Origin of the sequence: Streptomyces beihaiensis (assembly GCF_026274175.1) — a bacterium.
Classification (GTDB): domain Bacteria; phylum Actinomycetota; class Actinomycetes; order Streptomycetales; family Streptomycetaceae; genus Streptomyces; species Streptomyces beihaiensis.
Map to the genome: position 1 here is coordinate 1 of NZ_JAPHNL010000087.1, position 12,745 is coordinate 12,745.

The following is a 12,745-nucleotide window of genomic DNA, read 5'->3' on the forward strand; positions in this document are numbered from 1 at the left end:
TGGCGACGTTCGTCCAGCCGAGCCCGTTGTCTCCGAAGACGTCGGGCTGGCCGAGCCGGTTGACGATACCCGCGGCGGGGAGGACGGCGATGGGGAGCTGGAGGCTGCGTCCCATCTTCTGCAGTCCCTGGAAAAATCTGCTCCAGAGGCTGGGCCCTGGCGCTGCGGAAGCAGCGTTGGCGCTCATGGGGTCCCTCCCGGAACAAGCCGTGTTTGGCGGTCGTCGGATACTGGTGTAGACCAGTTGCGTGACAGCTGGTCCACGTGATCGACATCCTTCGTCACGGGCAGGACGAACGCCCGCGAAGATGGGCCAACCGTGGGTTACCGTGACAAAGCGGCCCAAAGGCGGGCCCGGGAGAAACAGGGAGAACGAAATGGCCACCAAGGCTGAGAAGATCGTTGCCGGGCTCGGCGGGATCGACAACATCGACGAGATCGAGGGCTGCATCACCCGCCTGCGCACCGAGGTCAACGACCCCGCCCTCGTCGACGAGGCCGCCCTCAAGGCCGCCGGCGCCCACGGCGTCGTCAAGATGGGCACCGCGATCCAGGTCGTCATCGGTACCGACGCCGACCCGATCGCCGCCGACATCGAGGACATGATGTAACGCCCGCCCCGCCTGAACCCGCGGGCCCCGTCCCAGCCGACCGACCGGCAGGGACGGGGCCCGCGCCATCGTGCGGGTGCGGCGGGTGCGGCGGGTGTGGCGGGTGCGGCAGGGGTGGCGGGAGCGGCCGGAATAAGGACCCGCCACACCCGATACGCTCACCCCTATGTCTCGCATCGACGGCCGCACCCCCGAACAGCTCCGCCCCGTCACCATCGAACGCGGCTGGAGCAAGCACGCCGAAGGCTCCGTCCTCGTCTCCTTCGGCGACACCAAGGTGCTGTGCACCGCCTCCTTCACCGAAGGCGTCCCCCGCTGGCGCAAGGGCAGCGGCGAAGGCTGGGTCACCGGCGAGTACGCGATGCTGCCTCGCGCCACCAACACCCGCGGCGACCGCGAGTCCGTGCGCGGCAAGATCGGCGGCCGCACCCACGAGATCAGCCGACTCATCGGCCGTTCCCTTCGCGCCGTCATCGACTACAAGGCCCTCGGCGAGAACACCATCGTCCTCGACTGCGACGTCCTCCAGGCCGACGGCGGCACCCGCACCGCCGCCATCACCGGCGCGTACGTGGCGCTGGCCGACGCCGTCACCTGGGCCCGGGGCAAGAAGCTGATCAAGGCGGGCCGCCAGCCCCTCACCGGGACCGTCAGCGCGGTATCCGTCGGCATCATCGGCGGCGTCCCGATGCTCGACCTCTGCTACGAGGAGGACGTACGCGCCGACACCGACATGAACGTCGTCTGCACCGGCGACGGCCGCTTCGTCGAGGTCCAGGGCACCGCCGAGGCCGAGCCCTTCGCCCGCGACGAGCTCAACTCCCTCCTCGACCTGGCCGTCCTCGGCTGCGCCGAACTCACCGAGGCCCAGCGCAAGGCGCTCGACGCGCCGCTCGCCTGACCGGAGCCCGGCCACGCGAGGCCGCGCGGGTGGCGAAGCCGTCGGGCGGTGGGGCCCGCGATACTGGCCCCATGACCCGCCTCATCCTCGCCACCCGCAACACCGGCAAGATCTCCGAACTCCGCGCGATCCTCGCGGACGCCGGACTCACCCACGAACTGGTCGGCGCCGACGCCTACCCCGACGTCCCGGACGTCCGCGAAACGGGCGTCACCTTCGCCGAGAACGCCCTGCTCAAGGCCCACACCCTGGCGCGGGCCACGGGCCTCCCGGCGGTCGCCGACGACTCGGGCCTCTGCGTCGACGTCCTGGGCGGCGCCCCCGGCATCTTCTCCGCCCGCTGGGCGGGCAGGCACGGCGACGACAAGGCCAACCTCGACCTCCTCCTGGCCCAGCTCGCCGACATCGACGACGACCGCCACCGCACGGCCCACTTCACCTGCGCCGCGGCCCTCGCCCTCCCGGACGGCCGGGAGCGAGTCGTGGAGGGCCGACTGCGCGGAGTGCTCCGCCACGAACCGACCGGCTCGAACGGCTTCGGCTACGACCCGGTCCTCCAGCCGCTCGGCGAGACCCGCACCTGCGCGGAACTGACCCCGGCCGAGAAGAACGCGATCTCCCACCGGGGCGAGGCGTTCCGGGCTCTGGTGCCGGTGGTGCGGGAGTTGTTGGACTGAGGCCGCCGGTGACGACGAAGGGCGCTCCTGCGGGGAGCGCCCTTCTGGGTGGTGGGCCCGGTGGGACTCGAACCCACGACACACCGGACCTAAACCGGCGCCCTCTCGGCCAGCTGGGGTACGGACCCGTCCGGCCCACTCTACTGGTTGAGACGATTGTGCTTCGAGAAGGTTCGGGTCTGGCTGTGGCAGGAGGGGCACAGATACCGGAGGGTTGTCCTGGTGATTGTCCAGCCGGCCCCCGCTGATGTCATCGATCTCCAGTACCAGCCGCTTCCCTTGCCACCGTTCGTCCTGGCCGCACTCGGCGCATTGTTCCACTCCGTGCCGGTCTCGCACATCGAGCACTGCTGCTGGACTCCGCGACTACCGCGCGCGGCATTTCCTCCGTGTGCCGTGACCAGTACTGAGGAAAGTCCGACGTGTCGATCTGTTCATCGGCCATCCGTTTACGCAGGTAGATCCGACTCCCCGCCGTCGGCTCACCCCCGCAACACCGCACCGCCTCATCCCACGTCCGCGTATTCCGGGCCGCCTCCTCCAGCAGCTCCCGCGTGTATCGCCGCCCCGTCATGTGCGCTCCCCCTTCGGTCGGCCGTTCGTGGTCTCGTACGGGCTGACGAAACGAGAATCGGACCGTTACGCACGAATAGCGGAACGGTCCGATCCGGGGGAGGCCGGTACGCGTTGGTCAGAGGCCGAGGTCCTTGATGACGCGGGCCACGTGGCCGGTCGCGCGGACGTTGTACAGGGCCTGGTCGATCTTGCCGTTCTCGTCCACCACGAACGTGGACCGGATGATGCCCATGTACGTCTTGCCGTAGTTCTTCTTCTCGCCGTACGCGCCGTACGCCTCGGCCACCGTCTTGTCCGGGTCGGCGACCAGCGTGACCTTCAGGTTCTCCTTGTCGCGGAACTTCGCCAGTTTCTCCGGCTTGTCCGGGGAGACGCCGATGACGTCGTAGCCCGCGCCGGTCAGCAGCTCCAGGTTGTCCGTGAAGTCGCATGCCTGCTTGGTGCAGCCGGGGGTGAGGGCGGCGGGGTAGAAGTAGACGATGACCTTGCGGCCCTTGTGGCTGGAGAGGGACACCTCGTTGCCGTCGGCGTCCGGGAGGGTGAAGGCGGGGGCCACGTCCCCGGTCTGGAGTCGCTCGCTCATCTGGTCAGCGTAACCGGGGGTCCTGGCGATGCGGTGGCGGCCGGAGCTGACAGACTGTGGGGGACACGGAGACGGACGCAGACATCAGCACACTTCGGAGGCCGCGGTGGCGGAAACGTCGGACACCAGGACCCCGGCGCAGATCGAGGCGGACATCAAGCGCCGCCGCGAGACGCTGGCCGAGACCCTCGACGAGATCGGGGTGCGGGTGCACCCCGCGACGATCGTCGGGGACGCGAAGGCCAAGGTCGTCGCGCAGGTCGACCACACCGTCGGACGGGCGTACGTGAGCGCCAACCGGGTCGTCTCGGAGGTGAAGGCGCAGCTCGTCTCCGAGGAGGGCGCGCCGCGCCTTGAGCGGATCGTGCCGGTGGCGCTCGTCGTGGTCGGCGTGGTCGGGCTGTTCGCGGTGTCGTCGCGGCGCCGCAAGCACTGACCCGGCGGCGCGCGGCGGCACGGGAGGCAGGTAAGTTCGACGGCGTGAGCGAGAAGACCCACCACGAGACCCACGACGGCGGCCACGACAAGCTGCCCATCCGCATGCTGCACGACCGCGTACTGGTGCGGCAGGACACCTCGGAGGGCGAGCGGCGCAGTGGCGGCGGCATTCTGATTCCCGCGACGGCGGCGGTCGGCAAGCGGCTGGCCTGGGCCGAGGTCGTGGCGGTCGGGCAGAACGTGCGGGCGGTGGAGCCGGGTGACCGGGTGCTGTTCGATCCGGAGGACCGGGCGGAGGTGGAGGTGCGCGGCGTCGGTTATGTGCTGATGCGCGAGCGTGACCTGCATGCCGTGGCCGCCGACCGGTTCGAGGGGTCGGAGGACTCGACCGGGCTCTATCTGTAGCCTCGGCGGCCTTGGCGCCGTTTCAAGGGGCTGGTGACCGTTGTCACCAGCCCCTTTTGCGTTCCCTTTGCTAGCGTGGGACGCACCCGACGAGACGCGCCGTACCGGGCTGTCGCTGGAGACAGGACATTCGCAAAGACGACGCACCCCTGTTGAAGCAGTCAACGCAGTTGACGCAGTTGACGCAGTTGACGCAGTTGATCAACGCACGGAGGTGCTCGTCGTGGCCTGGGTTCTGATCGTGATCGCCGGACTTCTCGAGGTCGGCTGGTCGATCGGCATGAAGTACACGGACGGTTTCACGCGGCTGTGGCCGAGTCTTTTCACCGGTGCCGGGATCGTCGCCAGCATGATGCTGCTGTCCTACGCCGCCCGCACCCTGCCCATCGGCACCGCGTACGGGGTGTGGGTGGGCATCGGGGCGGCGGGCGCGGCCGTCGTGGGGATGCTGCTGCTCGGTGAGCCGATGACGGCCGCGCGGATCTTCTTCATCTGCCTGCTCATCGTGGCGATCGTGGGCTTGAAGGCGACGTCAGGGCACTGAGTGGGCCCGCGCCGCCGGTGTCGGAGCCGGTGCCGCCCGTGTCGCCCGCGGTGCCTCCCGTGCCCGCCGTGGTGCCGGTGGTGCCCGTGGTGGCCCCGGTGGTGCCGCCGTCCGTCGTGGCTCCGGTGGTGCCGCCGGTCACCTGGCCCCCGGCCGTGTCCCCGGTCGTGCCGCCGTCGAGGCCGCCGGTGTCGGCGGCGGGCGGGCTCGTGGGTGCGGTCGGCTCGCCGGAGGCCGACGGTGAGGTGCTCGGGGTCGTGCCGGGTGACGAGGGCTGTTCCGTCGGGGTGACCGGCTCCTCCGCGCCGTCCTGGAGCTCCAGGTCGAAGTCGGTGGCCTCGGTCCCGGCCAGTGCCTTCTTCGTGAACTGTGCCCAGATCTGCGCGGGGAAGCCGCCGCCGTTGACGCGCGGCAGCCCCGCCGCGTGGTACAGCGGTACGTGCGCGGCGGTGTCCGGGTCCTGGCCCATCACCGCGACGACGGTGGCCAGGTCGGGGGTGTAGCCCGCGAACCAGGCGGCCGTGTCCTTCTCCGCGGTGCCGGTCTTGCCCGCGGCGGGGCGGTCGGCGGCCTGGGCGGCGGTGCCGGTGCCGTTGCTGCTGTCGACGACCGACCGGAGCATCGACGTGGTGGTGTCGGCGGCCTCGCGGGTGACGGCCTCGTGGGTCTCCTGTCGCGGCAGGTCGATCTTGGTGCCGTTCTTGGTGACGGAGGCGACGAGCGTGTACGTGCCGTGTCTGCCGTGGTTGGCGAGGGTCGCGTACGCCTCGGTCATGTCGAGGACGCTGGCGGTGGCGGGGCCCAGCGCGATGGACGGGTAGGGGTGCAGGTCGGGGGTGTCCTTCGGCAGCCCGAGGTCGATCGCGGTCCGCTCGACCTTGCCCGGGCCGACGTCGACGGCCATCTGCGCGTAGACGGCGTTGACCGACTTGTCGGTGGCGGTGCGTACGGTGATGGGGCCGTAGGAGCGGTTGTCCTCGTTCTCGGGCGCGTAGGTGCCGCCGTTCCAGCCTTGTACGGGGCGTTTGTCGGTGCCGTCGTAGAGGGTGTTGGGGGTGATGACGCGGCCGTCCTGCGTCGTCGAGCCGTTCTGGACGGCGCCGGCGAAGACGAACGGCTTGAAGGTGGAGCCGACCTGGTAGTCGCGGCGGGTGGCGTTGTTGACGTACTGCTTGGTGTAGCCGATGCCGCCGTACATGGCGAGGACCTTGCCGGTCGCCGGGTCGATGGCGACGCCGCCCGCGCGCACGGAGCGGTCCACCTTCCTGTTCTTCTGGTCGAGCTTGGACATGAGCTGGTCGTCGACGGCTTTGACGAACGCGTCCTGTTTCGGCTTCTGGAGCGTGGTGGTGATGCGGTAGCCGCCCGCGGCGAGGGTGTCCTCGTCGAGGATCTTGTGCTCGGTGAGGTAGTCGCGGACGGCGTCGCGGATGTAGCCGCGCTGTCCGGAGAGCCCCGACGGGCCCCTGGCCTTGAGCGGCGTGGGGAACTCGGTGCTCGCGCGCTCGTCGGCGCTGAGCCAGTGCTCCTTGACCATGCCGTCCATGACGTAGTTCCAGCGGGCGACGGCGCGTTGCCTGTTCTCCGGGTGGGTGACCACGTCGTACGCGCTCGGGGCGTTGAGGAGCGCCGCCAGGTAAGCGCCCTGGGCGGTCGTCAGTTTCTCGACGTCGACGCCGTAGTACGCCTGGGCGGCGGCCTGGATGCCGTAGGCGTTGCGGCCGAAGTAGCTGGTGTTGAGGTAGCCCTCGAGGATGTCGTCCTTGGACTTCTCCCGGTCCAGCTTGATGGCGATGAAGAACTCCTTCACCTTGCGGGTGATGGTCTGTTCCTGGCCGAGGTAGTAGTTCTTCACGTACTGCTGGGTGATCGTCGAGCCGGACTGTGTGCCCTTGCCGGTCGCGGTGTTCCAGGCCGCGCGGAGCATGGCCTTCGGGTCGATGGCCGACTCGGAGTAGAAGTCGCGGTCCTCGGCGGCGAGCACGGTGCGCTGCACGGACTTGGGGACCTGGGCGAGGGAGACGTTCTCGCGGTTGGTGGTGCCGTCGCGGGCGATCTGGCTGCCGTCCGCGTACAGGTAGACGTTGGACTGCTCGGTGGCGGCCTGGTTCGCGGCGGGGATGTGCACGAGGAAGTAGCCGAGTGCGAACAGGCCGATGCAGAGCAGGACGAAGCCGATGAGCCCGCCGACCACCATCCGCCAGGTGGGGATCAGGCGCCGCCACCCGGTCCGCCTCGGCCTCTTCTTCTTGTTCTTCCCGGTCTGCCGCTGTGGTGACGCTGACGGCTGCTCCGGCGTCGGCTCCGGCTCCGGTGTCTGTTCCGGCTCGTCGCTGCTCATGTCCTGTGGAACTCCCGGTTCGCGTCGTACGTCACGTCCCGTGACAACTCCTCACAACACGCCACGTACGCGTCACGTATGCCTTGTATGCGGCATAAGACTCCTACATCGCCCCGGATATGCGTGGCAGGGCGCCTCGTGGCGGGCCGTGCGCCCGTAGGCTTGCGTCCCATGACGGACGATTCCCGCTCTGCCGACGGCCACGCGCCCGAGTTGCGTGCTTCCGACGCCGACCGTGAGCGGGTCGCCGAGCGGCTGCGCGAGGCGGTCGCCGAGGGGCGGCTCGACATGGAGGAGTTCGACGAGCGGCTCGAAGCGGCGTACAAGGCGCGTACGTACGGGGAGTTGGCGCCGCTGACCCGGGATCTGCCGGCGGCGGGCGTGTCGGCGCCGGTGAGTTTCGACAAGGCCCCAGCCGCGGCGGAGGGCGGCGCCGGCGCCGTCGACTGGGCGGCGCGGATCGGCGGGGAGGCCACGTCCACCGGGGCGTTCGCGTGCTGCGGCGGGTTCAGCCGCAAGGGCCGGTGGACGGTGGGGGAGCGGTTCACCGTGTACGCGCTGTGCGGCGGCGGCGAGATCGACCTGCGCGAGGCGCGTTTCGCCTCGCGCGAGGTGGAGATCCGCTGCTACACGCTCATGGGCGGGGTCGAGGTGAAGGTGCCGCCCGAGCTCGATGTGACCGTCCACGGTTTCGGCCTCATGGGCGGCGTCGACGACCGGGCCGGCGGCCCCGGCACTCCGGGGTCGCCGCGCGTGGTGATCAAGGGGTACGCCCTGATGGGCGGCGTGGGCGTCACCCGCAAACCGCCCAAGGACGAGCGGCGCCGCCTCAAGGACGAGCGGCGCCGAGAGCTGGAGGCGGACCGCCGTGAGCGCCACGAGGCGCGCCGTGAGCGCCGTGAGGAGCGGCGCCGCCGCAGGTACTGAGGGGCCCGCCGCCGCGAGTACTTGAGGGGCCCGCAGCCGCTCGGGGCGCTACAGCTGCGCTCCCGACGCCGCGCGCAGCGACGACGGGTCGAGGGTGTCGGCCATCGCCCGGTACCCGGCGTCGCTCGGGTGCAGGTGGTCGCCGGAGTCGAAGCGGGGCCGCAGCCTGTGCGGGTCGTAGGGGTCGCGCAGCGCCTTGTCGAAGTCGACGTACGTGTCGAAGACCTTGCCCGCGCGGATCCGCCGGTTGACCTTGTCGCGGACGGCTTCCAGGCGCGGCGTGTATCCGCGGTGGCCCTGGAACGGCATGAGCGTCGCGCCGACGACCCGCAGTCCGTGGTGGTGCGCCTGCCGCACCAGCTCGCGCAGACCTTCGACGATCTTGGCGGGGTCGCCCTGGCGCGGGCGCCGCATGATGTCGTTGATGCCGAGGTCGATGACGACGGTCCGCACGCCGGACCGTTCGAGCACGTCCCGCTGGAAGCGGTCGAGGCCGCTGGGGTTGTTGGCCGGGCGGCCGTACCCGCCGAGCAGGACGCGGTTGCCGCTGATGCCCTCGTTGACGACGCCGTAGTGCGGGGCGGTGCTGTCGGCCGCGGCCGCGCGCAGCCGGTCGGACAGGATGTCGGGCCACCGGTGGTCGGCGCCCATGGTGGAGGTGATGCCGTCGGTGATCGAGTCGCCGAGGACGACGACGGTGCCCTGCGCCTTGTCGCTGAGCACGTCGAGCGCGGTCACGTAACGCCAGTACGGGCTCTGCCGGGTGTAGTGCGCGCCGCTCTCGTCCTCGGTGCGGTCACCCTGTGCCACGTACGAGATCTGCCGGGCCCGCGGGTGGTAGGTGACCGGTCCCGACGGGGTCGGCGAGTACGTGGTGATGAGCATGTCCGCGTCGGCGGGTACCCGCAGTCGCGTCGGGTCGCTGACCACCTGGCCCCCCGCCGGGATGATCACCGACGTGTTCCCGGAGAACGTGAGCCGCCGCACCGTCCCGGCCAGTGCGGTCGGGCTGCCCTGTGCCGAGGCGACGGCGAGCGAGGCGTGTGTGAGGGTGAGGGGCTGTTGCCCGTACAGGTTGGAGAGGGTGACGCGGGCGCCGGAGCCGCCGATGCTGGTGTGGACGACGTTGCGCACGGAGCGGCCGAACAGCCCGTCGACCTCCGTGCCCGGCTCGGCGCCCGCCGGGGACGCGGCCCAGGTGCCCGCCCAGGTGCCGGTGGAGGCGGGGGCGGCGGGGCCCCGGGACCGGGCGCCGCCCGCCTGCACGCTGCCGCCGTCGCCGCCGAGGCGTCCGCGGAAGCCGACGTAGATGGCGCCCGAGATCACGACGGCGACGGCGACCAGCGCGGCGAGCAGGGCTCGCTGGCGTACGGGCGAGACACCCTCACGCCCCCCGTCGTCATGCCTGGTCATGCGGTGTGCGTCTCCTCGGACAGAGGGAGCCCGGGGCTCCGGTGCGATGATCCCATGATGCGTCACAGGGCGGCACGAGGCCCACAGCGGCCCCTTCCACCCTGTCGGACGCCGGGAACTTGTCGCACGTTCCGGGAGTCGGTCAAGAAGGGACAATGTGTGAGGGGGCGGCCCATGGTGACAGGGCGAGCAGGGACGAGGACCACCGAGAGGAAGAGGGGCGAAGCGTGACCACGAAAAGGGGTGACCGGGACGTCGAGGAGCATGCCCACGCGACCCCGGTCCCACCCGGCACCTCCTCTGTCTCCCAGGGCCCCTCGGGCCGCCCGGCGCGCCGCTTCACCACCGAGTTCACCGCGGCGGACGAGGAGAAACAGCGCGGCGTGCGCCGCATGAAGCTCACCGCCACCGCGATGCTCGCCCTGGTCGCGCTTGTGTACGCCCTGACGACCTGGGCGGAGCACTCCGGAGCCGGCTCCTGGGCCGGTTATGTCGCGGCGGCCGCCGAGGCCGGCATGGTCGGCGCGCTCGCCGACTGGTTCGCGGTCACCGCCCTCTTCCGCCGCCCGCTGGGCCTGCCCATCCCGCACACCGCGATCATCCCCACCAAGAAGGACCAGCTGGGCGTCTCGCTGGGCGAGTTCGTCGGCGAGAACTTCCTCTCCGGCGACGTCGTACGCGACCGCCTGCGCTCCGTCGGCATCGCCGCGCGCCTCGGCGCCTGGCTGGCCCACCCGGAGCACGCCGACCGCGTCACGGCCGAGCTGGCCACGGCGCTGCGCGGCGCCCTCACGGTGCTGCGCGACTCCGACGTGCAGGCGGTGGTCGGCGAGGCCGTCACGCGCCGCGCCGACGCCGCCGAGATCGCGCCCGGCATCGGCAAGATGCTGGAGAAGGTCGTGGCCGACGGCGGCCACAAGCGCGTCGTCGACCTGGTCTGCGCCCGTGCCCACGACTGGCTGGTCCTGCACTCCGACTCCGTCATGGACGCGGTGCAGGGCGGTGCGCCCGGCTGGACCCCGCGCTTCGTGGACAAGCGGGTCGGCGAACGCGTCTACAAGGAACTCCTCCGCTTCGTCACGGAGATGCGGGACATGCCGCAGCACCCGGCCCGCGGCGCCGTCGACCGCTTCCTGCGCGACTTCGCGGGCGACCTGCAGAAGGACTCCGAGACGCGGGCGCGCGTGGAGCGCCTCAAGTCGGAGGTGCTCGGCCGCTCCGAGGTGCAGGACCTCATCGCCTCGACCTGGGCGGCGGTCCGCTCGATGATCGTGGCGGCGGCCGAGGACGAGCGCAGCGAGCTACGCCTGCGCGTACGGTCCTCGCTGCTCTCGCTGGGCCGCCGGATGACGCAGGACCGGGCGGTACGGCTGAAGGTCGACGGCTGGGTCGAGGGCGCGGCGGTGTACGTGGTGACGACGTACAGAGCCGAGATCACCTCCCTGATCACCGACACCGTGGCGAGCTGGGACGCGGAACACACGTCCCGCAAGATCGAGGCCCACATCGGCCGCGACCTGCAGTTCATCCGCATCAACGGCACGGTGGTCGGCTCGTTGGCGGGCCTTCTGATCTATACGGTGTCGCGGGCGCTGGGGGCGTAGGAATGGCGCCTGCGGGAACGGCGGGAGGGACGGGGACGGCGTCCGCGCCCACGGTGGTGGCGGTCCTGGTGCGCGACGGCGTCCTGCCCATGGAACTGGGCCTGGTCCACCAGCTGTTCGGCGCGGCCCGCCACCCGTCGACGGGCGAGCGCCTCTACGAGGTCCGCACGTGCGCTCCGCGCCCCGGCCGCGTCCGCACGGACGCCGATTTCCCGGTCCACGCGGAACACGGTCTGGCGATGCTGGAGCAGGCGGACACGGTACTGGTCCCCGCCTCGCACGAGTCGGACGAGTCCTTGACCCCGGACGGCGGCGGCCTGCCGGGGCCGCTGGCGGAGGCATTGCGCGCCCTGCCGGACCGTGGTGCGCGGGTGGCGTCGATCTGCACGGGCGCGTTCGTCCTGGCGTCGGCGGGCCTGCTCGACGGCCGCAGGGCGACGACGCACTGGCTGTCCTCGCGTCTCCTCGCCCGCGGGTTCCCCGCCGCGACGGTCGACGAGGACGTCCTGTACGTGGACGAGGGCGCGGTCCTGACGTCGGCGGGCGAGGCGGCCGGGATCGACCTGTGCCTGCACATGATCCGCGAGGACCACGGCGCGGCGGTGGCGGCCGACGTGGCCCGCCGCACGGTCGTGCCGCCGCACCGGGAGGGCGGCCAGGCGCAGTACATCCGCCGCCCGGTGGAACAGGCGGGCCTGGCGTCGACGTCGGGTTCGAGGCAGTGGGCGTTGCGCCACTTGGCCGAACCGCTGACGCTGGCCGCCCTGGCGGCGCACGACGCGATGTCCGTCCGCACCTACAGCCGCCGCTTCCGCGAGGAGACGGGCCTGACCCCGATGACCTGGCTCACCCGCCAACGGGTCGACCGTGCCCGTGAGTTGCTGGAAAACACGGACCACACGGTCGACCGGGTGGCCGCGGAGTCCGGCCTTGGCACGGCGTCGTCCCTGCGCCAGCGCTTCCAGGAGGCGCTGGGAGTGGCGCCGGGCGCGTACCGGGCGGCGTTCCGCGGCCGCCCGGGTGCGGGCGCGGCCACGGAACGCACCGGCGGGCGCCGGAGTCAGTACGAGGTGAGCGACGGGCACGAGGTGAGCGACGGGTAGGAGCAGGACGCGAGGTCGGTGACGGAACCACGGCCGTTGAATGCGGTACGGGGTCGTGTCAGACCTCGTCCCCATCGGGCACGGCGCGGGCGACGAACCGTTCGCTGGAGCCGAGGGAACCGGAGACGAAGAGGGTGTCCTCGCCCCGGCAGCGTCCCGGCGCGGTGCCTTCCGCGTGCTCGCCGGAGCTGTCGGGCGTGTGGGCGAGCCGCGCGTGCTGGTGCGGGAACGCACGTCGTCCACGTGCCCCAGAGCGCCCTCGGCGGTGACCGGCCAGGCGCGGTCGCGGCCGTCGAAGGCCGGGTCGACGGGTTCCGGTTCCTTGTCCATGCGGCTGAGGGTGATGCGCCGGCGGTCACCGGGACGCGTGTGCCAGAAGGAGTGGACGTCGGTCCGCCCGCCGGTCCCGGTCAGAAAGTACCCGTATCCGTCCTGCCGGAAGGCGAAGCCGTCCTTCATGCTCGGGCCCGACCGGTGCGGCTGCGCCGACGCCCGCGGCGAGGCGAGGAGCACGACACCCAGCGACACCCGGCGCCAGCGACACCCGGCGAACATCAGCACCAGCACAACGGCCATGATCCGGTTACGGGTCTTCGGGTCCACGCCATCGAGACTAACGCGT

Annotated in this window: 12 protein-coding genes, 1 tRNA gene, 1 pseudogene and 1 riboswitch; of the genes and pseudogenes, 9 read left to right on the forward strand and 5 right to left on the reverse strand. The window is 71.3% G+C overall.

The features are described from left to right. Positions 1–187 (reverse strand): annotated as a pseudogene (locus OFY01_RS10135) (PTS transporter subunit EIIC); the annotation flags it as partial. Between the two features lie 190 nt (positions 188–377). On the opposite strand from OFY01_RS10135, the gene OFY01_RS10140 reads away from it, so the two are divergent. From OFY01_RS10140 to rdgB, 3 genes are all read left to right on the forward strand, one after another. Further along, positions 378–611: a PTS glucose/sucrose transporter subunit IIB gene (locus OFY01_RS10140; RefSeq protein ID WP_266598463.1), complete on the forward strand. Its 234-nt coding sequence runs from the start codon at positions 378–380 to the stop codon at positions 609–611. A 166-nt stretch (positions 612–777) separates the two neighbouring features. Then, on the forward strand, positions 778–1,512 hold the full coding sequence (gene rph, locus OFY01_RS10145; protein ID WP_266598465.1) for a ribonuclease PH: 735 nt from the start codon (positions 778–780) through the stop codon (positions 1,510–1,512). A gap of 71 nt (positions 1,513–1,583) precedes the next feature. Continuing rightward, positions 1,584–2,189, forward strand: a complete 606-nt coding sequence (gene rdgB, locus OFY01_RS10150; RefSeq protein WP_266598467.1) for an RdgB/HAM1 family non-canonical purine NTP pyrophosphatase — start codon at positions 1,584–1,586, stop codon at positions 2,187–2,189. 49 nt (positions 2,190–2,238) lie between these two features. Here rdgB and OFY01_RS10155 read toward each other — a convergent pair. After that, positions 2,239–2,317 (reverse strand) — tRNA-Leu (locus tag OFY01_RS10155). 563 nt (positions 2,318–2,880) lie between these two features. Beyond that, positions 2,881–3,348 (reverse strand): thioredoxin-dependent thiol peroxidase, encoded by a 468-nt coding sequence (bcp, locus tag OFY01_RS10160; protein WP_266598469.1) that lies wholly within the window; start codon positions 3,346–3,348, stop codon positions 2,881–2,883. A gap of 106 nt (positions 3,349–3,454) precedes the next feature. On the opposite strand from bcp, the gene OFY01_RS10165 reads away from it, so the two are divergent. The 3 genes from OFY01_RS10165 (at position 3,455) to OFY01_RS10175 (ending at position 4,735) form a co-directional block, all read left to right on the forward strand. Continuing rightward, a complete protein-coding gene (locus OFY01_RS10165) occupies positions 3,455–3,784 on the forward strand; it encodes a DUF3618 domain-containing protein (RefSeq protein ID WP_266598471.1) in 330 nt (109 codons plus the stop codon). 104 nt (positions 3,785–3,888) lie between these two features. Beyond that, entirely contained in the window at positions 3,889–4,191 is a 303-nt protein-coding gene (locus OFY01_RS10170; protein WP_266598483.1) for a GroES family chaperonin, read from the forward strand. 68 nt (positions 4,192–4,259) lie between these two features. Then, positions 4,260–4,339, forward strand: a riboswitch (guanidine-III (ykkC-III) riboswitch). Between the two features lie 75 nt (positions 4,340–4,414). Continuing rightward, on the forward strand, positions 4,415–4,735 hold the full coding sequence (locus tag OFY01_RS10175) for a DMT family transporter (protein ID WP_266598473.1): 321 nt from the start codon (positions 4,415–4,417) through the stop codon (positions 4,733–4,735). Here OFY01_RS10175 and OFY01_RS10180 read toward each other — a convergent pair. Beyond that, on the reverse strand, positions 4,692–7,076 hold the full coding sequence (locus OFY01_RS10180) for a transglycosylase domain-containing protein (protein ID WP_266598475.1): 2,385 nt from the start codon (positions 7,074–7,076) through the stop codon (positions 4,692–4,694). The genes OFY01_RS10175 and OFY01_RS10180 overlap by 44 nt on opposite strands. Positions 7,077–7,247: 171 nt before the next feature. Between OFY01_RS10180 and OFY01_RS10185 the strand changes: the two genes are divergently transcribed. Continuing rightward, complete coding sequence (locus OFY01_RS10185) at positions 7,248–8,003, forward strand: DUF1707 SHOCT-like domain-containing protein (protein WP_266598477.1); 756 nt, start codon at positions 7,248–7,250, stop codon at positions 8,001–8,003. A gap of 48 nt (positions 8,004–8,051) precedes the next feature. Here the strand turns inward: OFY01_RS10185 and OFY01_RS10190 are convergent, their stop codons facing one another. Continuing rightward, complete coding sequence (locus OFY01_RS10190; protein ID WP_266598479.1) at positions 8,052–9,416, reverse strand: SGNH/GDSL hydrolase family protein; 1,365 nt, start codon at positions 9,414–9,416, stop codon at positions 8,052–8,054. Between the two features lie 392 nt (positions 9,417–9,808). Between OFY01_RS10190 and OFY01_RS10195 the strand changes: the two genes are divergently transcribed. Both OFY01_RS10195 and OFY01_RS10200 read left to right on the forward strand, forming a co-directional pair. Beyond that, on the forward strand, positions 9,809–11,020 hold the full coding sequence (locus OFY01_RS10195) for a DUF445 domain-containing protein (RefSeq protein ID WP_266598485.1): 1,212 nt from the start codon (positions 9,809–9,811) through the stop codon (positions 11,018–11,020). Between the two features lie 2 nt (positions 11,021–11,022). Further along, complete coding sequence (locus tag OFY01_RS10200; protein WP_266598481.1) at positions 11,023–12,123, forward strand: GlxA family transcriptional regulator; 1,101 nt, start codon at positions 11,023–11,025, stop codon at positions 12,121–12,123. Positions 12,124–12,745: the final 622 nt, after the last annotated feature.